The organism is Bacillus taeanensis, assembly GCF_003318295.1.
Lineage (GTDB): Bacteria > Bacillota > Bacilli > Bacillales > UBA6769 > Maribacillus > Maribacillus taeanensis.
On record NZ_QOCW01000004.1, the window covers coordinates 153,621 to 174,114 of the forward strand.

Sequence of the window (20,494 nt, forward strand, 5' to 3'; positions counted from 1 at the left end):
TAATAAAAGTGATGAAAAATACCTTTTCAAAGTATGCTGTTTTCTTGCTTGCTGCACTTTTATTATGGCTTAAAACATATTTAGTGAATAAGTTTTATTTTGATCTATCAATTGAAAATGCTATGCAGGAATTTATCTTGTTCATCAATCCGCTTAGTTCTGTTGTTTTATTTTTAGGAATTAGTTTATTTTTCTCTTCAAAAATCCGCAATCGAATCATTCTTATTATTAGCTTTATTGCTTCATTTGTTTTATTTGCAAATATTGTGTTTTATCGTTTCTTCACAGATTTTATTACCATTCCTGTTCTTTTTCAAACGAGCAATATGGGGGATTTAGGAAATAGTGTTTGGTCGTTAATTGAATTATCAGATTGTATCTTTTTTGCAGATGTTTTTTTACTAGCATTTATTATGAAGTTTACTACATTTAAAACCTTTGAAACAAACAAAAAAGAAATTGCGCTCGTTTTTACAAGTGTAGCACTATTATTTGCAATTAATATTGGATTAGCAGAAACAGAACGTCCTCAGCTTTTAACAAGAACTTTTGATCGAAGTATGCTTATTAAAAACATCGGCACCTATAACTACCATATTTATGATGTGATCATGCAATCAAAGGCTAAAGCACAGCGTGCAATAGCCGATGGCAGTGAAATTGTTGATATTGAAAACTATATCAATGCAAATAAAACTGCGCCAAACCCTAATTTTACAGGAATAGCAGAAGGTAAAAATGTGTTTGTTATTTCTTTAGAGTCTATTCAAAGCTTTGTGTTAAACAATACAGTAGACGGACATGTTATTACACCATTTTTAAATGAATTAATAAAAGAAAGCTACTATTTTCCTAATTTCTATCATCAAACAGGACAAGGGAAAACATCCGATTCTGAGTTTTTAGTAGATAATTCATTGTATCCACTTCCTAGTGGGGCTGTATTTTTTACACATTCCCAAAATCAATATAATGGCTTACCAAAGATGCTTAATGAAAATGGCTATTATACATCTGTTTTTCATCCAAATAATAAAAGCTTTTGGAATCGCGATGTGATGTATGATTCGTTAGGATATGATCAATTCTTTTCACAGCGTTATTTTACAGTAACGGATGAGAATTCAATTGGTTGGGGTTTAAAGGATGAATTTATGTTTGAACAATCCATCGATTATTTAAAAACGATGCCGCAGCCTTTTTATACAAAATATATTACACTAACCAATCATTTCCCATTCACACTTGGAGCCAAAGATGAGTATCTTCCAGAATGGACTTCTGATGATGGAACGGTAAATCGTTACTTTACAACGGTGCGATACACAGATGAAGCTGTTAAAAAGTTTTTTGAACAATTAAAAGAAGAAGGTTTATATGAAAATTCAATCTTTATTTTGTATGGTGATCATTATGGGATTTCAGAAAATCATAATAAAGCGATGAGCGAGTACCTTGAAACGGAAATTCGTCCTTATGAAACAGTACAGCTTCAGCAGGTTCCAATGATTATTCATATCCCAGGTCAAGAAGGCCAAGTAATTGATACAGTTAGCGGGCAAATTGACTTAAAGCCGACTATATTAAATTTATTAGGCATTGATACGAAAGAAAATATTGAATTTGGCAATGATCTTTTTTCTAAGGAACGTCCTAGTTTTGCTGTTTTACGTAATGGCAGCTTCATTACAGAAGAGTATGTTTATACAAATAATATTTGCTACCAAAAGCCAGACGGCATTGAAGTAGAAAGCGAAAAATGCCAGCCATATCAAGAAAAAGCGAAAACACAGCTGGCCTATTCTGACAAAATTATTTATGGTGATTTATTAAGGTTTTTTAATGCTCAATCAAAAGAGTCTTATATCGAATTGGAACAACCAATTGAATAACATGGATTCCCTGCGCTTTTTTATGATGTGCAGGGGATTTTTATATGTAGAGGTTTACTATAAAAGTTTACTATCCATAGTATTGTTTAACAGCGCCCTCTTTACGAAAAAGATGTATCTCTTCTAGAAGCAGTCATAGACTAGAATGTAGGAGATTCCTTTTTTTAAGGAGGGGATGCATTTGCAGGTGAAGGTGAGAAAAGGCGATACGCTGTGGTATTACAGTCAGCTGTTTAGAGTACCTTTTCAACTTGTATTAGACTCTAATTTAAATAAAAGTGTTACAAAGTTAATGATTGGAGAAACCGTTTATATTCCAGGGTTTATTACGAAAAAATATATTGTTCAATCAGGAGAAAGTTTTTGGGTTCTTTCTCAAAGATATAATGTGTCAATTGATGCAATCTATTTGCTTAATCAATCAATTAACCCTTATCAATTAACCGTAGGACAAACAATAAATTTACCTTTAAAAGTTACTTGGCCTATTGTTCAAGGAAAAAAAGAATACGATTATAAAGAAATGATGACAGATTTACGGAGGCTGAAAACCGTCTATCCATTTCTTCGTACTCAAACAATTGGTAAATCTGTTATGGGGAAACCAATTCCAGAAGTAACAATTGGCGTAGGAACTAAAAAAGTTCATGCAAATGGCTCCTTTCACGGGAATGAATGGATTACATCTGCTATTTTAATGACTTTCTTAAATGATTATTTACTAGCAGTTACAAATATAAAGCCTATTCGCAAAATGATGCTTATGCCTTTGTATCTGACATCCTTTTTATCACTCGTCCCAATGGTAGATCCAGATGGTGTTGATCTTGTATTAAATGGTCCTCCTAATGAAGAACCTTATCGCAGTCTTGTATTAAAATTAAATGAAGGAAATTCTGATTTTTCAAATTGGAAGGCCAATATTCGTGGTGTTGATTTAAATAATCAATTTCCCGCAAAATGGGAGATTGAACAAAGGCGAAAACCGCAGGAGCCAGCACCAAGAGATTATCCGGGTCAAGCACCTTTAACAGAACCAGAAGCATTAGCGATGAGTGAATTAACAAAAAAGCGTAACTTTGATCGTGTGTTAGCTTTTCATTCTCAAGGAGAAGAAATTTATTGGGGATATGAGAGTTTAGAGCCAAAAGAGTCAGAAACAATTGTTAAAGAGTTTTCTCGTGTAAGCGGCTATAAGCCGGTTCGATTGCTTGATAGTTTTGCAGGATATAAAGATTGGTTTATTCAAGAATGGAAACGGCCAGGATATACAATTGAAGTAGGAATGGGAGTAAACCCGCTTCCATTATCGCAATTTGAAGAAATTTATGAGGAAAATCTAGGTATTTTATTAGCAAGCCTTTATATGGAATAGAAATAGAGGTTATTAGAACTTGTAATATATCACCTATTGTATCTTAAGAAGTTTTTTGCAATAATAGAATTCATAGAAGATATAAAAAATTTAATATGATATAAGACTAGGGGTGCTCACAAATACGGGTGAGCTGAGAATAAGATCCGCTTATCTTTTACCCTTGAACCTGATCTGGATGATCCCAGCGTAGGAAAGTCGGTTTAATGAGATAAAAACCATAATCCGCTTTCTGGATTATGGTTTTTTATTTTAGAGCAGTGAAATAATTTTATTGGTGTTGTGAGGGGGATTGGTATGAAAGATTTTAAGTTTTATGTGATTACAGGCGAAGAGTTTCACAAAGATCGTGATCTATTAGAAGTAATGGAAGAGGCAATTCAAGGAGGAGCAGATATTATTCAGCTTCGCGATAAGAAAAGCAGTAAAATCGAAGTATTAAAAAAAGCACAAGCCCTTCGTGAATTAACGAAAAAGTATGGTGTGACATTTATTGTGAATGATCATATTGATGTGGCTCTTGCTGTTGATGCGGATGGGATTCATTTAGGTCAAGATGATCTTCCACTTCATGAAGCACGAAAGATTGTTGGGGCTAATAAAGTGATTGGGATTTCTACTCATTGTATCGAAGAAGCAAGAGAAGCTGAAAAAAATGGAGCTGATTATATCGGAGTTGGTCCAGTTTTTCCTACAAATAGTAAAGAGGATGTTGTAGATCCTGTGACAACCTCTTATGTAGAGCAGGTAGCGAAAGAAATCACGATTCCATTTGTAGCGATTGGTGGAATTAAGCTTCATAATGTTGACCAAGTGCTTGATGCAGGGGCCTCTCGAATTTGTGTGATTACAGCGGTAGTGGCAAATGAGGACGTGAAAGATGCTGCTAAACAATTTGTAAGTAAAATTGATGCAAGGAGAATAAAGGTATGAAATTAATCATTAACGGGGAAGAAAAACAATTATCCGTCCAAACCCTTCAGGATGTTGTCGAGCATTTTGGCTTACAAGAAGGCTTTGTGGTAACAGAAGTAGACGGGGAAATTATTGACCGTAACAATTGGAATAGTAAGTCGTTAGTAGAAGGAATGCAGATTGAACTTGTTCATTTTGTTGGAGGAGGATGATTGATATGAAACAGGATTATTTAGAAATTGGTAACCAAAAATTAACATCTCGTCTTTTTTTAGGAACGGGACGTTTTCCAAATCCTTTTATTCAAAATCAAGCGATTGAGGAATCAGGGACAGATGTTTTAACATTTGCGATTCGACGCGTTAATTTAGAAGCACCAGATGAGGATGCAATTTTACAGCATTTAAATGGAAAAACATTTTCTTATTTACCGAATACATCAGGAGCGACCACAGCTGAAGAAGCAATTCGTATTGCACGACTTGCAAAAGCTTCAGGACTTAGCGATTGGATTAAAGTTGAAATTAGTGCTAATGAACGCACGCTTTTGCCTGATCCAATCGAAACATTAAAAGCAACCGAAGTTTTAGCGAGTGAAGGGTTTACTGTTCTTCCTTATACATCAGATGATCCGATCCTTTGTAAGCGTCTAGAAGAAGCAGGTGCAGCAGCGGTTATGCCAGGGGGATCACCAATTGGAACAGGTCTCGGTATTTTGAATCCATACAATTTATCAATTATTATTGAAGAAGCGAACGTACCGATTATTGTCGATGCTGGACTTGGTTCAGCTAATGATGTTGTCCAAGCCATGGAGTTGGGTGCAGACGGTATTCTTTTAAACACAGCTGTCGCAAAAGCGAAAGACCCTGTAAAAATGGCACGAGCGATGAAATATGCAATTGAAGCAGGGCGTCTTTCCTATTTAGCAGGACGCATTCCGAAAAAGAAATTTGCAACCGCAAGCAGTCCATTTGAAGGACAATTAACAAAGTAGGAAGTGAAAGTAATGGGGAAACATGTCGTTATCCTTGGAGGCGGTGTAATCGGGCTATCAGCTGCGTTGGAATGTCAGCAAAGAGGTCATAATGTTACGTTGTTAGAAATTACAAAATGTGGCGGACAAGCTTCTGGTGCGGCTGCTGGTATGCTTGCACCTTATTCTGAAATTGCTGAAGATCCTGATGACTTTTTCCGTTTATCTCAGCAAAGTCTAAAGCTGTATCCAGAATGGCAGCAGGTTGTAAAGGAACTGTCAGGAAGTGAATTTGAATATCGTAATACTGGCAGCTTATACGCTATTTTTCATGAAGCAGAACGGCTGCCGCTTGAAACGCGGATGAAATGGCAGCAAACCTTTGGTGTGAAAGCATCTATTCTTGAAAGAGATGAGCTTGAAAGAATTGAACCAAATTTATCACCAAATATTGCTGCAGCTCTTTATTGCCCTGAAGAAAGCCACGTTTATGCACCAGACTATGTAAAAGCATTAAAACAAGCTTGTGAAAATATGGGAGTTGTTATTAAAGAAGAATTAGAACATGTTAAAATTTTAGAATGGCAGCAAAATGTTGTACTTCAAGCAAAAGATGGTCAGTGTTTTTATGGAGATACATTAGTTATATCAAATGGTGCATGGTCGACAGAATTAGAAGATACATTTGGTATTTCGATTCCTGTATTTCCAATTCGCGGTCAAATTTGTGCTTATAAAATGACTGAACCAATTCATCATCTTGTCTTTACAAGCCAAGGTTATCTTGTCTCCAAAGAAAATGGTTCTCTTGTTTGCGGTGCATCCGAAGATATTGCAGGTTTTAATACAAGCGTTACAGAAAAAGGGATAGCAAGGTTAGAAAGATGGAATAAGAAGGTCCTACCAATGCTTCATGAACGAGATCCTTTTCATCGTTGGGCAGGATTAAGACCAGCAACACAAGATGGCTTTCCGCTAATTGGTCAATTAGCACCATTTGAACATATTATTTTTGCAACAGGGCATTATCGAAATGGTATTTTATTAAGTCCTGTTACAGCAAAAATTGTGGCCGATCAACTAGAGGGAGCTGCTGATCGTCTTCCATTAGATAATTTTAATCCGAAGCGTTTTTCTGTAACGAATACTTTTTAAGGTTGAAATGGAGGATTAAGTTAATGGCTATAGCTAAAGCTTTAACAATTGCGGGGTCAGACAGCGGTGGGGGTGCTGGAATCCAGGCTGATTTGAAAACATTTCAAGAACGCGACGTATATGGAATGAGTGTTATTACTGCTCTTACAGCACAAAACACACGTGGTGTTCATGGGGTATATCCGCAATCTTTAGAGGCAATTCAAGCGCAAATGGATGCTGTTATATCTGATATTGGCGTTCATGCATTAAAAACAGGAATGCTGTTTTCTGCGGAAATTATTGAATTAATCGCTGAAAAAATAAAAGAGAACAAGCTTTCAAATGTTGTCATTGATCCTGTTATGATCGCAAAAGGTGGGGCTCCTCTGCTGCAGGAGCAAGCAATGACGGCGATGAAAGAAAAGCTTTTGCCCCTTGCGACAGTTATTACGCCGAACCTACCAGAAGCATCAAAATTAATAGGCTGGGATAACATTGAAACCGTTGATGAAATGAAGGAAGCGGCTAAAATTTTATATGATTTAGGATCAGCATCTGTTCTTGTAAAAGGCGGCCACTTAGATGAAAGCAATAAAGCGATTGACCTTTTATATGATGGTCGTAATTTTGAAGTGTTCAAAACGAAGCGTATTGATACAAAACATACACACGGTACAGGCTGTACATTTTCAGCTGCAATTACAGCGGAACTTGCAAAAGGTAAGTCTGTTTCAGAAGCTGTTGCACTTGGAAAAGAGTTTATTACAACAGCTATTGAGCACTCATTAAATATAGGAGCTGGTATTGGTCCAACAAACCATTCAGCATACCGTCATTATGTTGTAAAATCGACCTGAAAAAGAATGAGCAAATAATGCTCATTCTTTTTTTGATATGGTACACTAAAGCTGTTAAATAAGAAATTTTAAAACATAAATGGAGAAAGAGCTAATATAGGTGAAATTTATAATTAGATGGAGCAAAAGGTCATGACAAAAATTTTAAGAGCCGAAAATGTAACTACAGAGCGTTTACATAATGTGCAATTTAATGTATTGCAAGGTCAATGTTTGACAATTATTGGCCCTTCTGGCGCTGGAAAGAGCAGTTTGTTACTTTTATTAAATCGTATGGTTACTCCTATTGAGGGGACGATCTATTATAAAGAACGCCAGCTTATAGACTATGATATCTCAAAGTTGAGAAAAGAAGTTGGCATAGTGTTCCAAAATCCGTCTTTATTTGAAGAGACTGTAGAAGACAATTTACAATATGGTCCTATTATTAATGGAGATAAATGGGATGTGGGAGATGCTCATCTGCTGCTGGACTGGGTGCAGCTTCCTAAAAGCTATCTTACAAGACCAATTTCACAGCTGTCCGGAGGAGAACAGCAGCGTATTGCTTTAGCAAGAGTGTTGGCAAATAATCCAGAAGTACTGCTTCTTGATGAAGTAACAAGTGCCTTAGATGTTAAAACAATTGAAGTTATTGAATCGCTGTTAACAATATTAATGGTAGAAAAAAAGAAAACAATCGTAATGGTAACACATGACCTTCAACAAGCAAAGCGTTTAGGTAACCATACGCTTTTTATTAAAGATGGAAGACTTGTAGAGCATGGTGAAACAGAGTCCTTTTTTAGGTCTCCGCAAACAGAAGAGCTGCGTTATTTTTTAAAGGAGTAGGTTTATGACAACTATTACAAATGCTTCACTGTTAACGATGATCGTTTTTGTAATGATTCCTGTTTCGCTTTCTATGTTTTTCGTTCTTGGCCTAAGTAAGTCTATATTATGGTCCTCATTACGAGGGGTCTTACAATTATTTTTAATCGGCTATATTTTAACATTCCTTTTCTCAATAGATGATTGGAAAGGTATTGGAATGATGCTTGCTGTTATGCTTAGTGTCGCAACCTATCATGCGGGAAAACGAGGAGAGAGCTTGCCATATATTTATGTTTCAGTTTTTCTTATTCTTTTTCTTATTGAAGCTCTTGTATTATCGTTATGGCTTTTATTTGATCTAATTCCTTTTCAGGCAGAGCAAGTTATTCCAATGAGTGGAATGATTATTGGAAATGGTATGGTAGCCGTTGGTCTTTCTTTAGAAAGAATGAAGAGCGAGTTTCAGGAACAAAGAGGTAGAATAATGGCGGCACTATCTCTTGGTGCAAAACCACATCAAGCTTCAAAGGTTATTGTAAAAAGGACATTAAAAGCAGCGATGATTCCAAATATCGATGGATTGAAGACAATTGGACTTGTACAGCTTCCAGGTATGATGACGGGACTTATTTTAGGAGGAGCTTCACCAATTGAGGCAATTCGCTATCAAATTGTTGTTTCATTAAGCATCTTTTCGTCCGTGTCAATATGTGCAATGCTTGTTACAATAGTAATGTATCGCTTTTTCTTTAATAAGCAAATGCAGTTAATTTACGATTAAAAAGGAGAGAGTATTAATGGCAATTGTCGATGTAACAATTATTCCGATTGGAACAGGATCACCGAGTGTCAGTAATTATGTAGCAGACATACAAAAAGTGTTAGAATCCTATAAACAAGACGGGAAAATTAATTACCAGCTTACCCCGATGAATACACTAATTGAAGGAGAACTTTCAGAGTTATTTCAAGTTATACAGGCCATTCATGAAGTTCCTTTTCAAGCTGGGATTAAACGAGTGGCAACTAATATTCGCATAGATGACAGACGTGATAAAAAGACAACAATGGCGGGTAAATTACAAAGCGTCCAAAATAAAATGAATCGTTAGTAAAAAAGAGGCTATCTCAATAGGGTCTGACCCTATTGAGATAGCCTCTTTTACAAATAGTTCACGATAAAATTAGTGGCCGCCAGAGCCTCCGCCACCGAAAATAACATCGATGACTGTCATAACAGTGAACCAGCCAAATACAGCAACAGTTAAAACTGCAAATGTCACAGCAAACATGTTTTTTTTACGTAACTCACGAAAAACCCCAAAAACAGCTAAAAGAGTAACTAAACCAAAAATAATTGCAAGACCCATGTATTATCCTCCCCTCTTACTTACGTAAACCTCTCTTCTTTTAAGTATACCCAAAAATACTAAACGTTACCGACAGCTAATCGTGACAACTTTTTAACGTTTTATGTATGAAAATTAAGCGGGTATTTTCCACAATTATTTTAACTGTTTTCACAGTGTTTGTCGAGAAGCGTTTTCATCATCGTATGGGAATGAGATTGTAATGTTGTACGCTTGTGCATATTTTTCAATCAATTCTTTTTGATGGCGATTAATATAATAAAAGATTTGATCATTCGTTTCTTTAGCGATAAGGTGTTCTTCTATTTGCAGCAGTGCCATTTCGATTTGTTTTAAATCTCCATTCTTTATAATAAATGGGAGAGAGGTTTCTTCATATAAATATGCATGATTACTAGTAGAAGAAAATCCATAGTCAAAAAACAAATCTGTCATTTCGACCTGTTCCAGTCTAAAAAGAGTGAACTGATTTTCTAAAATGTCTTTTTCTTGATAAAAGGCAGCCAGCTGTGCTGCTTCGGTTTTTGATTCGATAATAACGAGCTGATCGTCACGATCAATGACATTAGCAAGTTCAGCTGTTTTTTTAATAATCTGGGCTGTATAGCCTGGTAATTTTTCTTTTAGAGCCTTCATTTCTACTCCGTAACAAATTTTCATATTGGAATCACTCCTTGGGAATCTACCTGTGTTTAGTGTAAAATAGAAAGGAAAATGTTGCAATGGAGGGGAATTTATGAAATGGCTTCAATGTCCTGTAGGACCGCTGCAGGAAAACGCTTATATTTTATCAAATAAGGAAAAAGAATCATTAATTGTTGATCCGGGAAGTGAAGGAAAGCGGCTAATTCACATAATAGAAGAGCATTCATTAAAACCGTTGGCAATTTTGTTAACACATGCTCACTTTGATCATATTGGTGCAGTGGATGAGCTTCGTGACCATTTTTCAATTCCAGTCTATGTCCATACAAATGAACAAGATTGGCTTAGTGATAGCACAAAGAATGGTTCGCTTTTATTTCCAATTGGAAAAGAAGTAACTGCTCGGGACGCAGATCACCTTATTAAGGAAGAAGGATGTTTAACCTTAGGAGGATTTTCATTTTCAGTTTTTGAAACTCCAGGTCATTCGCCGGGAAGTGTTTCATTTTATAACAAGGAAGCTGGTATTGTCTTTTCAGGTGATGCTTTATTTCAAGGGAGCATCGGAAGAACAGATTTACCAGGAGGAAACCACCAACAATTGTTAGAGAGCATTCATAAAAAATTATTAGAACTTCCAGAAGGCACTGTAGTAGCTCCCGGGCATGGTCCTGAAACAACAATTGGACAAGAGATGGATACTAATCCGTTTTTATCAGGTTTTTAAGGATTAAATTAAAAAGAGATGATTAAGGAATTTTTAATTAATAAAATTAAAAGCAGTCCTAATCAATGTATGGATTATGCTGCCTTTATGGAAACTGTTTTATATGATTCACAGGATGGTTATTATTCAAAAGCACAGAAAAAGATTGGTAAACAGGGTGATTTTTATACGAGTATTAGTGTGAACCCTATTTTTAGCAGGGTTGTTTCTAGAGCACTTATTAAAATGATTATAGATGAAAACCTGCCCCGGGTGTTATGTGAAATTGGTGCAGGAGAAGGGAAATTTGCCGAAGTCTTTTTAAACGAGTGGGAGCGTGTGTGTCAAGACGATTTTTGTTATTATGCTGTAGAAAAAAGTGCTTATCATCAAAGTCTTCAATATAAGCATCTTGGAGAACGAGTAAAGTACTATAATAACGTCTCTGAACTTATAAAACACCATCCTTCTTTTGAGGGAATTATTTTTTCTAATGAGTTATTTGATGCTTTTCCTGTCCATGTTGTGCAGCAAAGCAAAAATCAATTGTATGAAGTGTTTGTTACTGTTAACGATGAAGGTAAACTAATAGAGCGTAATCAACCATGTGAAAATCAATTAATTCTACAATGGATAGAAAAATATGGCTTTCCCCTTGCTGATAAGCAGCGTTTAGAAATTCCTTTACAAATGACAGCTTACATTAAAATGTTAGCTTCATGGATGAAAAGGGGGATCATTGTAACAATTGATTATGGATATACAAATGAGGAGTGGCAGCATCCTGCGAGAAGGAATGGCAGCTTGCGGGGCTATTATCGTCATCAAATGATTGAAAATCCCTTGCTTTATTTAGGAGAGATGGATTTAACGACACATATTTATTTAGACGGGTTACAGAAAATTGGAGAAGACTATGGGCTCATTCATATAAAAACGATGTCTCAAACATCATTTTTATTAGCTTCAGGCATATTAGAAGAACTTGAGGAGCATCAAGATCGGAATCCATTTTCTGAAACAAACCGTAAAAATCGAGCGATACGTACGCTGATCACACAAGGTGATTTAAGTTCTTATTTTCATGTCATTGTTCAAGGGAAACAAATTCAACATCATAACTGGAAATAAAAAAGACGGTGAGGAATGTCCTCATCGTCTTTTTTAGTGACCTGCGCCGCCAACAGGCATTACAAAAATTGAGATATATGTAAAGCCTACCATGAACAACGTTAAGTATGCACCGAAAATATAAATATACGTACGCTCAGATAATTTCAAATAACTAAGTGATACAAAGACAATGGTTTGGCCTAAAAAGAGTAAAGCCATGTTTTGCATGTCACCAAGCCATGCCATTACACCAATAACACCAGCCCAAAAGCCTAATACACGATACATCATTTCCATAGATGTCCCTCCTTTTCGCTCAAACTAGCTCAATATGTATTATATATGAGAATTGTTTTAATTGTAAACGTTATTCCGTTGTCAATTTTGTGTCGATTTAAACTATACTATGTGCATTTATAGGTTATTTTATGTATAGGGTGTTTACAAAGAGGTTATTATAACAAATTAAAATATTGTACAATTAATGTATAAATATTGTATGATTATTGTACAACTATTTAGTAGGAGGAAAACGATGAAAAAAAATTTGGTTTTTTATACTTATCCAAGCTGTACATCTTGCCGCAGAACAAAAGCATGGTTAAAAGAACATAATATTACATTTGAAGAACGTCATCTTTTTCGTGAAACACCCAATATTGAAGAACTTTTAAATTTAATAAAGTTAACAACTGAGGGAATTGATGAAATATTAGCGACTCGAAGTCAATCGTATCGAGAACTAAACATTGACATTGAATCATTGCGTGTAACAGAATTATTAAAGTTAATGACAGAGGAACCTCGTTTATTAAAAAGGCCTATCTTAACAGATGGAGAAAAATTAATTGTGGGGTTTGATAAAGGAAATTTAAAGAAGTTGGAAAATAAAAAATTATTGTTTAATAACATTGGATAAAGATTGTCTAGGAATTTTAATAAAGAAAAAACTGGGCTAGCTGGATTCGAACCAACGCATGACGGAACCAAAAACCGTTGCCTTACCGCTTGGCTATAGCCCAATCTTATTTCTAGTATGTCAAGTTTATATAAAAATATACATCATTTAATTATTTATTTGATGAATTAATATTCAATTTCATCATAATCTTTCGGTTGAGGGGTAGGCTGCTGTGATTTTGTTAACGTTCCTGGTGATACTTCATCAGCAATTTCTTCAAAAGATTTCACTTTTCCGTGAGGGTTTTGAGCTTGCTTTCTTCTTTTAAACTGTCCTTCTCTGCGATGTTTTGGCTGTGTCATTTTTGCTTCTCCCTTCTTGTATCGTAAAGAAATTGATGCGGCAATACGTTTATTATGTCAGAAATTTTTAAGGGATATGCACCTTTAAAAAACGAGGAAAAAATTATAAAAAATTTGAAGGAATTTCTGGATAAATAGCGAATTATCTGTATTGAACGAGAAAGGTGGTGAAAAAAACTGAATAGCATGGAATTAAAAAGCAATCAAATATTATTAAAAGCATTGGAATATCATGCTTCAGACATGCATTTTCATCCTCAGCGAACCGATACGCTCGTGCAATTTCGAATTGATAGCAGTTTAGTGGAAGTGGAAAGAATGTCAAAACTTATCTATGAACGCCTGATTTCTTTTTTTAAGTTTCAAGCTGGAATGAATATTGGTGAAAAACGTCGTCCCCAAACCGGTTCATTGGTATTAATGCTTGAAAACCAGCTCATTAACCTTCGTTTATCTACACTGCCTACTCCATATTTAGAAAGCTTAACATTAAGAATTTTACCTCAAAATGCTCATCATTCTTTATCAACCTTATCTCTTTTTCCTACAAGTGCACAGAAATTAAATGCAATTGCCCAAAAACCCCACGGATTAATTCTTATTACGGGGCCCACAGGTTCAGGAAAAACGACTACACTGCATGCGATGTTAGAAGCTGCAAATTCAACGAAAAAGCGGCGAATTATCACAATTGAAGATCCAATAGAAAAATATTGTGAGGAGTTTATTCAAGTGGAAGTTAATGAAAAAGCTGGCGTAACGTATTTAGAAGGATTTAAAGCGCTGCTGCGGCATGATCCTGATATTATCATGATCGGTGAAATTAGAGATGCTGAAACAGCTAAGCTTGTTGTAAGGGCGGCATTAACTGGACACCTTGTGCTTTCAACTGTTCATACGCGTGATTCAATTGGGGCATTATTTCGGATGCTCGAATTGGGAATTCCGCTCCAAGATTTACTTCAAACCTTAATTGCAGTAGTGGCGCAGAGGTTGATAGAAATAGCCTGTCCTTTTTGTAAAGGAAGCTGCCATTCATTATGTTTGAAAATGAGACAAATAAGAAGGCTTGCGGTATTTGAAGTGCTAACTGAACAGCATTTAAGTGATGTAGGAAGAGCAATTCAATCAAATACTCACTTATTCCCTAAGTTTTCTTTAATAAAGGATCAGTTAAAAACAGCGGTAAGTTTAGGGTATATCAATGAAAAAAGTTATGAATGGTGGAGCGGTTAATATGATTAAAAGGCGGCGAAAATGGTGTGTGAAACAAAAAGCTGAATTTTTAATACGCATTGGTCAGCTTCTGCAGCAGGGATATCCTTTAGCACACGCGATTGAACTATATAGTTTAAACGATAAAAGTGAAGCTGAAACAATATTTCTTCCTTTTTTAAATCAACTAAAAGAAGGTTGTTCTTTTTACGAAGTGTTAGATATTTATTCTTTTCCTCCTGATGTTCTTGGATATTTATACTTTTCCGAAAAAAATGATCTTGCACAAGCGCTCATACAAAGTGGAGTGATGCTAAAAAAACGTCAAACATTAAAAGAAACAGCAGGAAAAGTTCTCCGTTATCCGCTTTTCTTATGTTGGATTATGATTGTAATGATTATCATCGTCTTCCAATATTTATTTCCACAATTTCAATCCCTTTATCATTCCTTAGATGTGGACCTTCCTCTTGTAACAACAATTCTCTTACAATTTGTTCATATATTGCCATGGCTTATATTAAGTATGGGCACGATTTTATTTTTAGTTCTTATTTATTATTTGTTGTCAATTAGACGAAAGACTCCTCATGAAAAGCTTCGTATTTTTCTGTCTTTTCCTCTTGTTCAATCGTTACTTACTCTATTTTTCACTTATTTATTCAGTAATCATTTAAGTGCGCTATTAAAAGGTGGCTTGTCGATTCATGAAGCAGTTCTTGTTTTCGAGAAGCAGAATTATTTATTATTTTTTCAAGATGAAGGTAAAGAATTAAAGGCTTTACTTCAGCAGGGTGAACCGCTTGAAAATATTATTTTAACACGTCCTTTTTATTTAAAGGAGCTTTCTTCTGTGATTAGTCATGGCCATGCAAATGGAAAACTTGCTGATGAATTAACTCTTTATAGTGAAATGGTTTTAAAAAAATTAGAAGAGCGCATTCAGCGCTACTTAATGATGCTGCAGCCAATTCTGTTTATGTGTATTGGGTTTATTATTTTATTGTTGTTTTTGTCAATTCTACTACCAATGTTTCATGTTATTCAATCGGTATAAAGAAGGAGAGAAACGAGGATGAAGTGTAAAAATGAAAAAGGATTTACGTTAATTGAAATGATGATTGTAATTATGATTATCTCTGTCCTTTTATTAATTGTGGTGCCAAGCATGTCAAAAAATAATTCGGTTGTTAAAGAAAAGAGCTGTGACGCTACGGTTAAAGTTGTTCAGGCACAAACTACAGCTTATGAAGCAGAGCTAGGAGCTCCAGCATCGACAATTGATGATCTAGTAACAGCAAACTATTTAAATCCAGAAGAGGTTACGATTGAAGGGACCGCATTAGTGTGCCCGGATAATAGAACGATCACCATTAGTGAAGGTAGTGTTGTCGTAAGTGAACCGACCACCCCATAATAAAGGTTATACCCTTATTGAAATGATGATTGTGCTGCTTATTTTATCTTCAGTCACCGCCATTGTTGTTAGCTCTTTTCAAACAGCCTATTCCGCAAAACAAACATCCCATTTTCTCGAACAACTGCAGGATGATCTTTATTATACGCAAGCTGTCGCAATAAGCAGAGGAGAAACGACATCGCTTACTATTTATCCTGAAAACCATGAATATGTTGTGTATGGAAAAAACAAAAAACTTCTGATAAGGCGGACCTTTCCATCCCATATTGTTTTTAAAGGAGGAACGCTTGGGTATAAAGTGGTTTATTTAGCAAATGGAAATGTTCAAAAACCAGGCACGCTTTTTATTAATACAAATTTCGCTTCATATAAAGTTGTCGTCCAACTTGGGAAAGGAAGGTTTTATGTTGCAAAATTGTAAAGGATTTTCATTGATTGAAGTTATGACCGGTTTTGCTGTGCTTATTCTGTCGATTTTAGTGTTTTCACCATTATTAGAGTTTTTGTATAAAGAACGGCAAACTGTGCAGCAGCACTATTTAGCGTTAGCATTCCTGCATGATTTGTTAGAAAAACATGTTATAAATGCCTCAATGGAAATAGAGACAACAGAAACCACTCTAAAAAACACAACATTTTATATAACATCTGAAGGAAATAGCCATATTCATAAGTATTGCGTAGAATGGGTGGGAGCAAATGAACGAGAATATAAAAAATGCATACAAGCTAAATAATAGCCACAGTCAAAGCGGCTTTACATTAATGGAAGCAATGCTTGCTTTTTCTGTAATATGTACGATATTTGCTTTCTTTCCTCTAGTGATGAATGTTTTTTATGAAAAAAAGAGCGATGGATTGAATCAAAAAGAGGTAGAGCTTTTTTTAAATCAAGCAGGTAAGGAAATACGAGAAGCAAAGGCTTTGAATGAAACGTGGCGAAAATTAGAAATGATAAATCGAAATGGCGAAACCGTTACTTATGAACGTTATGGGGCATTAATTCGGAGACAGGTAAACGGTATGGGCCATGAAGTGATGCTGCAAAATGTGGAGGGTTTTTCGTTTTCGGTAAGTGGAGAGCAGGTGGAGATCTCGATTAGTGGGAAGGATGGAAATAGACTGAAAAGGGTGTTTTCATCAAGGAATACAGTGTTATTACAATGAAAACAATAAAGTCTACCCAAGGGTTTATTTTACCAACGGTTGTTATGCTTTCGTTTATTTGTTGTTTAGTTGTTCTTCATTATTTGATGCTTTATACGAATGATCGCCACTTTTTATCTGAAACAGAAAATAATCTTTATCATAATACTTTACTGCAAATAGGTTCTATTGATAGTATCGAAATTATAGAAAGTAACGATACATTAGAAGAACAAGAAGGTATAATGGAGTATGAGGCAGGAATTGTTCAGTATGAAATTATTCCTCAGCAAGATGCAGTAATATACGTTCATCCACTACTGAACAAGGTGAACGAACAGCAAGTTTTTACTATGATAAAGAAAAGAAAGCCGTATCAGATTGGGTGGAGGGAATTGAATGAAGGCCATTTATTTAACAGGATTTATGGGAGCAGGTAAAACAACCATTGGAAAGGCACTAAGTCAAGCGCTTTCCATAAAAGGAATTGATACCGATCAATACATTGAAAAAAAATATGGAGAAACGATTGCATCAATCTTTGCAGAACAAGGTGAAGAAGCCTTTCGTAAGTATGAGACAGAGGTCTTGTATGATCTTCCTGTAGAAAATATCCTTATTACTACCGGAGGGGGGATTATTTTAAAAGAAGAAAATCGGCGTTTTATGAAAGAAAATGGAACGGTTATTTATCTTCATTGTGACCCTGAAGAAATTTTAAGGCGGGTAGCAGATGATGAATCACGCCCTCTGTTAATTGGAGATAAAGAAAAGCAAATTAAAGAAAGACTCGAAGCGCGAATAGCTTATTATCTAGAAGCAGATCATGTGATTGATACAACTGCTTTAACAGTCGATCAAGTTGTTAAAAAGATCATTGACTATATTGATTAATTTATATAAAGATGTGACATACTAGAAATAAAAAAGCAGGGTGATGGTATGTCTTCAAACGATTATGTAAAATATATGACAGAACAAATTGTTGAGTATATTTCGCAGCCAAAAGAAGCCCGAGAAGAAATTAAAAATGAGCGAAAGTCTAACCGTCCACCATTTTTGTATAGATGGTTTGGAATGATTCCATTAGCTCTTACTTCTATGTTTAAAAAACAGCAAAGTTAATAATTAAAAAGTCCACATGTGTATTTGTGGACTTTTTAATTGTGTAAAGCTGTTTTTAAATAAAAAAGCCCGCCATTGATAATTTCTATTGAAATATTTGGTTCATATTGTGTACGCAATGCTTCTTTTTCGTTTTGAAAATTTTCATCCTCTTCTTTTCCTTCATAAAATTGGTTTAATAATACGAGGTCGTCCTGCCATCTTTGACGAGCTTCTACAGCCCACGTATGATCATCATTTTCAATAAATTCCTGCAGTTTTCTTTTTAAGCGGTTCATTCCGCTTTGAGGCTTAATTAGTGGTGTTAACGGAAAACAATAGTCAGGAAGTTTTGGAATAACATTTAACTTTTCTAATTGTTCTTCAAAGTTTATAATCATTTGCCCGGTCATTAATTGAAGTCCTAACGAGTACAGGATATCTTTCTTGCGATCACATTGATACGAAATTTTTACGTTTATTCCAAGCCAAGGTGTTAAAGGAGTATATTTCCCATTTGACATAGGAGTATCTTCATATAAACGAATAAAGGATGCAAGCTTTTTAGATGAATCAAAAATTTGATGCAGTCTTGGTGAACCAAAATGAATAAATTCACCTTTGCTTTTTTCGGTTTTACTAGTGTGCAGCATAAGTTTCATCGGCTGAGGCACACCACCGATCTTTTCAAGATAGTGCCAGTAAAAGGGACGATTCATTAAATGTTTATCAAGCTCTACCGTTAATTGCACAACAAGTGAATCAGGTTTATTTTCTTCAATCGTACATTGATTTGCTTTGAAATAACGTTCTAAATAATTATGAATATTTTGCTGCTGCATGTTGTTCGGCACCCCTATCTTTCATATCGCGTTCAAAGTTAATAAGTGAAGAGAGATTATCCAGCTTAATTTTAATTTCTCCGTCGCTTTCAGATTCGGTAAGAATGTTAGAGACATGTTGTTCAATATTCTTTAATTCAAGCCTTGCTAAAATATCATCAAGTTCTCCGATAACGTTCTCAAAAAGGTTGATCTTCTCATATAATAAATTTAAAATATGTTCTTCTACGGTATCTTTCGTAGCAAAATTATAAATATAAACGTCATTTTCTTGACCAAGACGGTGAATTCTACCAATACGCTGTTCAATTCGCATTGGATTCCACGGCAGGTCATAGTTAATAATACGGTTACAAAACTGTAAATTAATTCCTTCTCCTCCTGCTTCTGTTGCAATGAGGACTTGGGCATGGTTTTTGAATAATTGTGTCATCCAATCTTTTTTGCTTCGTTTAAATCCGCCGCGAAAAGGAACAGATGAAATACCGTGCTGCTGTAAATACCACTGCAAATAAAGCTGCGTAGCCCGATATTCGGTGAAAATAATTACTTTACTATCAAGTTGTTGAATTAATTCAAGCGCCTTTTTTGCCTTTGAATGTTCGGGAATTTGTTCAATTTCTTTTATTAAGTCTGTCGCAATACTGCGCATTGTTTCGCTTGTTTCTTCTTTTTCATATATATTTTTCAATGTCATAAATACGGCTTCACGGCTGCTGCACATTTCCCGAAGTAACGTTAAATTTGAGAAATGGCTTGTTGTAAAACGTGGATCTTTTTTAAAACTTTGAATTTTATCATAAACAGCTTGTTCTTTTTCGCTAAAGGCAATTTCAATATTTTCGACATGGCGTTTTGGCCAATCTAAACCAGTGTCTTCGCGTCGGTTGCGAATCATTACTTTATTAACAAGTTTTTTTAATTTATCTTCATTTTTAAGGGAGCGTTTTTTTGCTGAAAACTCTTCTGTAAATTGTTCTATGTTTCCTAAGTGTCCCGGTTTTAATAATGAAACAAGGTTGAAAATTTCATCAACCCGATTTTGTACAGGAGTAGCGGTTAAGAGCAGGCAAAACTTCTTTTTTAACCGCTGTACAAATTCGTAGTTTTTTGTATTTTTATTTTTTAATTTATGAGCTTCATCGATTACGATAATGTCGTAATCTTGATTTAATATAATATCCCGGTGCGGGTTTCGCTTTGCAGTGTCCATTGATGAAATAACGACTTCACATTGTTCCCACACATATGATTTCTTTTGAGCAACTGCTGGAATGAAAAATTTTTGATTTAATTCTGACGCCCATTGCAAAACAAGTGAGGCAGGAACGAGAATAAGCACTTTTTTTACAAGACCACGAATCATATATTCTTTAATAATTAATCCCGCTTCAATTGTTTTTCCAAGCCCTACTTCATCCGCTAAAATAGCTTTTCCGTTCATTTCTTCTACTACACGTTTTGCAACTTCTAATTGATGCGGTAGTATGTTTAGGTTTGGTAAATGATTTGGTGCTTGAAGACCGTGGAAGGTTGGAATAACTTTCGCTTGTTCAGCTTCAAGTGCAAGCTGATATAATTCCCAATTTCCCCATGGGCCGTCCTCTGCAATACGCTGCAGAAATGACTCTTCCCAGTTGTTATCAAAGTGAATTGGTATATTCATAAATAAAAACCCTCTCTATAAAAATCATCGTTGCAAAGT

27 protein-coding genes, 1 tRNA gene, 1 pseudogene and 1 riboswitch are annotated in these 20,494 nt (G+C 35.3%); of the genes and pseudogenes, 22 read left to right on the forward strand and 7 right to left on the reverse strand.

The window, feature by feature from the left end:
- Positions 1-11 precede the first annotated feature (11 nt).
- The 10 genes from DS031_RS05965 (at position 12) to DS031_RS06010 (ending at position 9,077) form a co-directional block, all read left to right on the forward strand.
- The gene (locus tag DS031_RS05965; protein ID WP_113805102.1) at positions 12-1,892 is read left to right on the forward strand and encodes an LTA synthase family protein; all 1,881 of its coding nucleotides are present in this window, start codon (positions 12-14) and stop codon (positions 1,890-1,892) included.
- A gap of 181 nt (positions 1,893-2,073) precedes the next feature.
- A complete protein-coding gene (locus tag DS031_RS05970) occupies positions 2,074-3,267 on the forward strand; it encodes a M14 family metallopeptidase (RefSeq protein ID WP_113805013.1) in 1,194 nt (397 codons plus the stop codon).
- Between the two features lie 98 nt (positions 3,268-3,365).
- Positions 3,366-3,480: riboswitch (TPP riboswitch) on the forward strand.
- An 84-nt stretch (positions 3,481-3,564) separates the two neighbouring features.
- Positions 3,565-4,200 carry a thiamine phosphate synthase gene (gene thiE / locus DS031_RS05975; RefSeq protein ID WP_113805014.1) on the forward strand — a complete coding sequence of 212 codons (636 nt, stop codon included), beginning with the start codon at positions 3,565-3,567 and terminating at the stop codon, positions 4,198-4,200.
- Positions 4,197-4,394, forward strand: a complete 198-nt coding sequence (thiS, locus tag DS031_RS05980; RefSeq protein WP_113805015.1) for a sulfur carrier protein ThiS — start codon at positions 4,197-4,199, stop codon at positions 4,392-4,394. The genes thiE and thiS overlap by 4 nt, the downstream gene beginning before the upstream one ends.
- Before the next feature lie 5 nt (positions 4,395-4,399).
- Positions 4,400-5,179: a thiazole synthase gene (locus DS031_RS05985; protein ID WP_113805103.1), complete on the forward strand. Its 780-nt coding sequence runs from the start codon at positions 4,400-4,402 to the stop codon at positions 5,177-5,179.
- Between the two features lie 12 nt (positions 5,180-5,191).
- Positions 5,192-6,313 carry a glycine oxidase ThiO gene (thiO, locus tag DS031_RS05990; RefSeq protein WP_113805016.1) on the forward strand — a complete coding sequence of 374 codons (1,122 nt, stop codon included), beginning with the start codon at positions 5,192-5,194 and terminating at the stop codon, positions 6,311-6,313.
- A 23-nt stretch (positions 6,314-6,336) separates the two neighbouring features.
- Positions 6,337-7,152 carry a bifunctional hydroxymethylpyrimidine kinase/phosphomethylpyrimidine kinase gene (thiD, locus tag DS031_RS05995; protein WP_113805017.1) on the forward strand — a complete coding sequence of 272 codons (816 nt, stop codon included), beginning with the start codon at positions 6,337-6,339 and terminating at the stop codon, positions 7,150-7,152.
- A gap of 132 nt (positions 7,153-7,284) precedes the next feature.
- Positions 7,285-7,983, forward strand: a complete 699-nt coding sequence (locus DS031_RS06000) for an ABC transporter ATP-binding protein (protein ID WP_113805018.1) — start codon at positions 7,285-7,287, stop codon at positions 7,981-7,983.
- 4 nt (positions 7,984-7,987) lie between these two features.
- Positions 7,988-8,746, forward strand: a complete 759-nt coding sequence (locus DS031_RS06005) for an ABC transporter permease (RefSeq protein WP_113805019.1) — start codon at positions 7,988-7,990, stop codon at positions 8,744-8,746.
- Positions 8,747-8,762: 16 nt separating this feature from the next.
- Positions 8,763-9,077 (forward strand): MTH1187 family thiamine-binding protein, encoded by a 315-nt coding sequence (locus tag DS031_RS06010; protein WP_113805020.1) that lies wholly within the window; start codon positions 8,763-8,765, stop codon positions 9,075-9,077.
- Positions 9,078-9,149: 72 nt separating this feature from the next.
- On the opposite strand, the gene DS031_RS06015 is transcribed toward DS031_RS06010, so the two are convergent.
- Together DS031_RS06015 and DS031_RS06020 are read right to left on the reverse strand one after the other, a co-directional pair.
- Entirely contained in the window at positions 9,150-9,335 is a 186-nt protein-coding gene (locus DS031_RS06015) for a DUF2759 domain-containing protein (RefSeq protein ID WP_113805021.1), read from the reverse strand.
- 150 nt (positions 9,336-9,485) lie between these two features.
- On the reverse strand, positions 9,486-9,995 hold the full coding sequence (locus tag DS031_RS06020) for a hypothetical protein (RefSeq protein ID WP_113805022.1): 510 nt from the start codon (positions 9,993-9,995) through the stop codon (positions 9,486-9,488).
- A gap of 76 nt (positions 9,996-10,071) precedes the next feature.
- On the opposite strand from DS031_RS06020, the gene DS031_RS06025 reads away from it, so the two are divergent.
- Both DS031_RS06025 and DS031_RS06030 read left to right on the forward strand, forming a co-directional pair.
- Positions 10,072-10,707, forward strand: coding sequence for an MBL fold metallo-hydrolase (locus tag DS031_RS06025; protein ID WP_113805023.1), 636 nt, complete (start codon positions 10,072-10,074; stop codon positions 10,705-10,707).
- Positions 10,708-10,725: 18 nt separating this feature from the next.
- Positions 10,726-11,817 (forward strand): class I SAM-dependent methyltransferase, encoded by a 1,092-nt coding sequence (locus tag DS031_RS06030; RefSeq protein WP_113805024.1) that lies wholly within the window; start codon positions 10,726-10,728, stop codon positions 11,815-11,817.
- A gap of 33 nt (positions 11,818-11,850) precedes the next feature.
- Here DS031_RS06030 and DS031_RS06035 read toward each other — a convergent pair whose 3' ends face one another.
- Positions 11,851-12,096, reverse strand: a complete 246-nt coding sequence (locus DS031_RS06035) for a DUF2626 domain-containing protein (RefSeq protein ID WP_113805025.1) — start codon at positions 12,094-12,096, stop codon at positions 11,851-11,853.
- 238 nt (positions 12,097-12,334) lie between these two features.
- Here DS031_RS06035 and DS031_RS06040 point away from each other — a divergent pair, with 238 nt between their 5' ends.
- Positions 12,335-12,718, forward strand: coding sequence for a Spx/MgsR family RNA polymerase-binding regulatory protein (locus DS031_RS06040; protein WP_113805026.1), 384 nt, complete (start codon positions 12,335-12,337; stop codon positions 12,716-12,718).
- A 31-nt stretch (positions 12,719-12,749) separates the two neighbouring features.
- Here DS031_RS06040 and DS031_RS06045 read toward each other — a convergent pair.
- A tRNA-Gln gene (locus tag DS031_RS06045) sits at positions 12,750-12,821 on the reverse strand.
- A gap of 136 nt (positions 12,822-12,957) precedes the next feature.
- Positions 12,958-13,062, reverse strand: a pseudogene (locus tag DS031_RS24060) (DUF6254 family protein); the annotation flags it as partial.
- 186 nt (positions 13,063-13,248) lie between these two features.
- Here DS031_RS24060 and comGA point away from each other — a divergent pair.
- The 9 genes from comGA to DS031_RS06090 are packed head-to-tail and all read left to right on the forward strand — an operon-like array spanning position 13,249 to position 17,968.
- Entirely contained in the window at positions 13,249-14,298 is a 1,050-nt protein-coding gene (comGA, locus tag DS031_RS06050; RefSeq protein WP_113805027.1) for a competence type IV pilus ATPase ComGA, read from the forward strand.
- Entirely contained in the window at positions 14,267-15,334 is a 1,068-nt protein-coding gene (gene comGB / locus DS031_RS06055) for a competence type IV pilus assembly protein ComGB (RefSeq protein WP_113805028.1), read from the forward strand. Before comGA ends, comGB begins: the two co-directional genes overlap by 32 nt.
- A gap of 18 nt (positions 15,335-15,352) precedes the next feature.
- Positions 15,353-15,694 (forward strand): competence type IV pilus major pilin ComGC, encoded by a 342-nt coding sequence (gene comGC / locus DS031_RS06060; protein ID WP_113805029.1) that lies wholly within the window; start codon positions 15,353-15,355, stop codon positions 15,692-15,694.
- Entirely contained in the window at positions 15,675-16,118 is a 444-nt protein-coding gene (gene comGD, locus DS031_RS06065) for a competence type IV pilus minor pilin ComGD (RefSeq protein WP_113805030.1), read from the forward strand. Before comGC ends, comGD begins: the two co-directional genes overlap by 20 nt.
- Positions 16,105-16,434: a type IV pilus modification PilV family protein gene (locus DS031_RS06070; protein ID WP_181833039.1), complete on the forward strand. Its 330-nt coding sequence runs from the start codon at positions 16,105-16,107 to the stop codon at positions 16,432-16,434. The genes comGD and DS031_RS06070 overlap by 14 nt, the downstream gene beginning before the upstream one ends.
- Positions 16,397-16,864, forward strand: coding sequence for a competence type IV pilus minor pilin ComGF (gene comGF / locus DS031_RS06075; protein ID WP_113805032.1), 468 nt, complete (start codon positions 16,397-16,399; stop codon positions 16,862-16,864). Before DS031_RS06070 ends, comGF begins: the two co-directional genes overlap by 38 nt.
- Positions 16,861-17,283: a competence type IV pilus minor pilin ComGG gene (gene comGG, locus DS031_RS06080; RefSeq protein ID WP_113805033.1), complete on the forward strand. Its 423-nt coding sequence runs from the start codon at positions 16,861-16,863 to the stop codon at positions 17,281-17,283. Before comGF ends, comGG begins: the two co-directional genes overlap by 4 nt.
- On the forward strand, positions 17,243-17,737 hold the full coding sequence (locus DS031_RS06085) for a shikimate kinase (RefSeq protein WP_113805034.1): 495 nt from the start codon (positions 17,243-17,245) through the stop codon (positions 17,735-17,737). The genes comGG and DS031_RS06085 overlap by 41 nt, the downstream gene beginning before the upstream one ends.
- A 48-nt stretch (positions 17,738-17,785) precedes the next feature.
- On the forward strand, positions 17,786-17,968 hold the full coding sequence (locus tag DS031_RS06090) for a YqzE family protein (RefSeq protein WP_113805035.1): 183 nt from the start codon (positions 17,786-17,788) through the stop codon (positions 17,966-17,968).
- Positions 17,969-18,003: 35 nt separating this feature from the next.
- Here the strand turns inward: DS031_RS06090 and DS031_RS06095 are convergent, their stop codons facing one another.
- Positions 18,004-18,789, reverse strand: coding sequence for a YqhG family protein (locus DS031_RS06095; protein WP_113805036.1), 786 nt, complete (start codon positions 18,787-18,789; stop codon positions 18,004-18,006).
- The gene (locus DS031_RS06100; RefSeq protein ID WP_113805037.1) at positions 18,767-20,455 is read right to left on the reverse strand and encodes a DEAD/DEAH box helicase; all 1,689 of its coding nucleotides are present in this window, start codon (positions 20,453-20,455) and stop codon (positions 18,767-18,769) included. The genes DS031_RS06095 and DS031_RS06100 overlap by 23 nt, the downstream gene beginning before the upstream one ends.
- Positions 20,456-20,494: the final 39 nt, after the last annotated feature.

Bases quoted from the DNA above. Each gene is read 5' to 3' on its own strand.
- DS031_RS06085 (WP_113805034.1), top strand. From the start codon at position 17,243: ATGAAGGCCATTTATTTAACAGGATTTATGGGAGCAGGTAAAACAACC.
- comGC (WP_113805029.1), top strand. From the start codon at position 15,353: ATGAAGTGTAAAAATGAAAAAGGATTTACGTTAATTGAAATGATGATT.
- thiE (WP_113805014.1), top strand. From the start codon at position 3,565: ATGAAAGATTTTAAGTTTTATGTGATTACAGGCGAAGAGTTTCACAAA.
- DS031_RS06020 (WP_113805022.1), bottom strand. From the start codon at position 9,995: ATGAAAATTTGTTACGGAGTAGAAATGAAGGCTCTAAAAGAAAAATTA.
- DS031_RS06000 (WP_113805018.1), top strand. From the start codon at position 7,285: ATGACAAAAATTTTAAGAGCCGAAAATGTAACTACAGAGCGTTTACAT.
- DS031_RS06100 (WP_113805037.1), bottom strand. From the start codon at position 20,455: ATGAATATACCAATTCACTTTGATAACAACTGGGAAGAGTCATTTCTG.
- DS031_RS06010 (WP_113805020.1), top strand. From the start codon at position 8,763: ATGGCAATTGTCGATGTAACAATTATTCCGATTGGAACAGGATCACCG.
- comGB (WP_113805028.1), top strand. From the start codon at position 14,267: ATGAAAAAAGTTATGAATGGTGGAGCGGTTAATATGATTAAAAGGCGG.
- thiS (WP_113805015.1), top strand. From the start codon at position 4,197: ATGAAATTAATCATTAACGGGGAAGAAAAACAATTATCCGTCCAAACC.
- DS031_RS06090 (WP_113805035.1), top strand. From the start codon at position 17,786: ATGTCTTCAAACGATTATGTAAAATATATGACAGAACAAATTGTTGAG.
- DS031_RS06095 (WP_113805036.1), bottom strand. From the start codon at position 18,789: ATGCAGCAGCAAAATATTCATAATTATTTAGAACGTTATTTCAAAGCA.
- DS031_RS06025 (WP_113805023.1), top strand. From the start codon at position 10,072: ATGAAATGGCTTCAATGTCCTGTAGGACCGCTGCAGGAAAACGCTTAT.
- comGG (WP_113805033.1), top strand. From the start codon at position 16,861: ATGAAAACAATAAAGTCTACCCAAGGGTTTATTTTACCAACGGTTGTT.
- DS031_RS05985 (WP_113805103.1), top strand. From the start codon at position 4,400: ATGAAACAGGATTATTTAGAAATTGGTAACCAAAAATTAACATCTCGT.
- thiD (WP_113805017.1), top strand. From the start codon at position 6,337: ATGGCTATAGCTAAAGCTTTAACAATTGCGGGGTCAGACAGCGGTGGG.
- comGA (WP_113805027.1), top strand. From the start codon at position 13,249: ATGGAATTAAAAAGCAATCAAATATTATTAAAAGCATTGGAATATCAT.
- DS031_RS06035 (WP_113805025.1), bottom strand. From the start codon at position 12,096: ATGGAAATGATGTATCGTGTATTAGGCTTTTGGGCTGGTGTTATTGGT.
- DS031_RS05965 (WP_113805102.1), top strand. From the start codon at position 12: ATGAAAAATACCTTTTCAAAGTATGCTGTTTTCTTGCTTGCTGCACTT.
- thiO (WP_113805016.1), top strand. From the start codon at position 5,192: ATGGGGAAACATGTCGTTATCCTTGGAGGCGGTGTAATCGGGCTATCA.
- DS031_RS06040 (WP_113805026.1), top strand. From the start codon at position 12,335: ATGAAAAAAAATTTGGTTTTTTATACTTATCCAAGCTGTACATCTTGC.
- DS031_RS06005 (WP_113805019.1), top strand. From the start codon at position 7,988: ATGACAACTATTACAAATGCTTCACTGTTAACGATGATCGTTTTTGTA.
- DS031_RS06030 (WP_113805024.1), top strand. From the start codon at position 10,726: ATGATTAAGGAATTTTTAATTAATAAAATTAAAAGCAGTCCTAATCAA.
- comGF (WP_113805032.1), top strand. From the start codon at position 16,397: ATGAACGAGAATATAAAAAATGCATACAAGCTAAATAATAGCCACAGT.
- DS031_RS06015 (WP_113805021.1), bottom strand. From the start codon at position 9,335: ATGGGTCTTGCAATTATTTTTGGTTTAGTTACTCTTTTAGCTGTTTTT.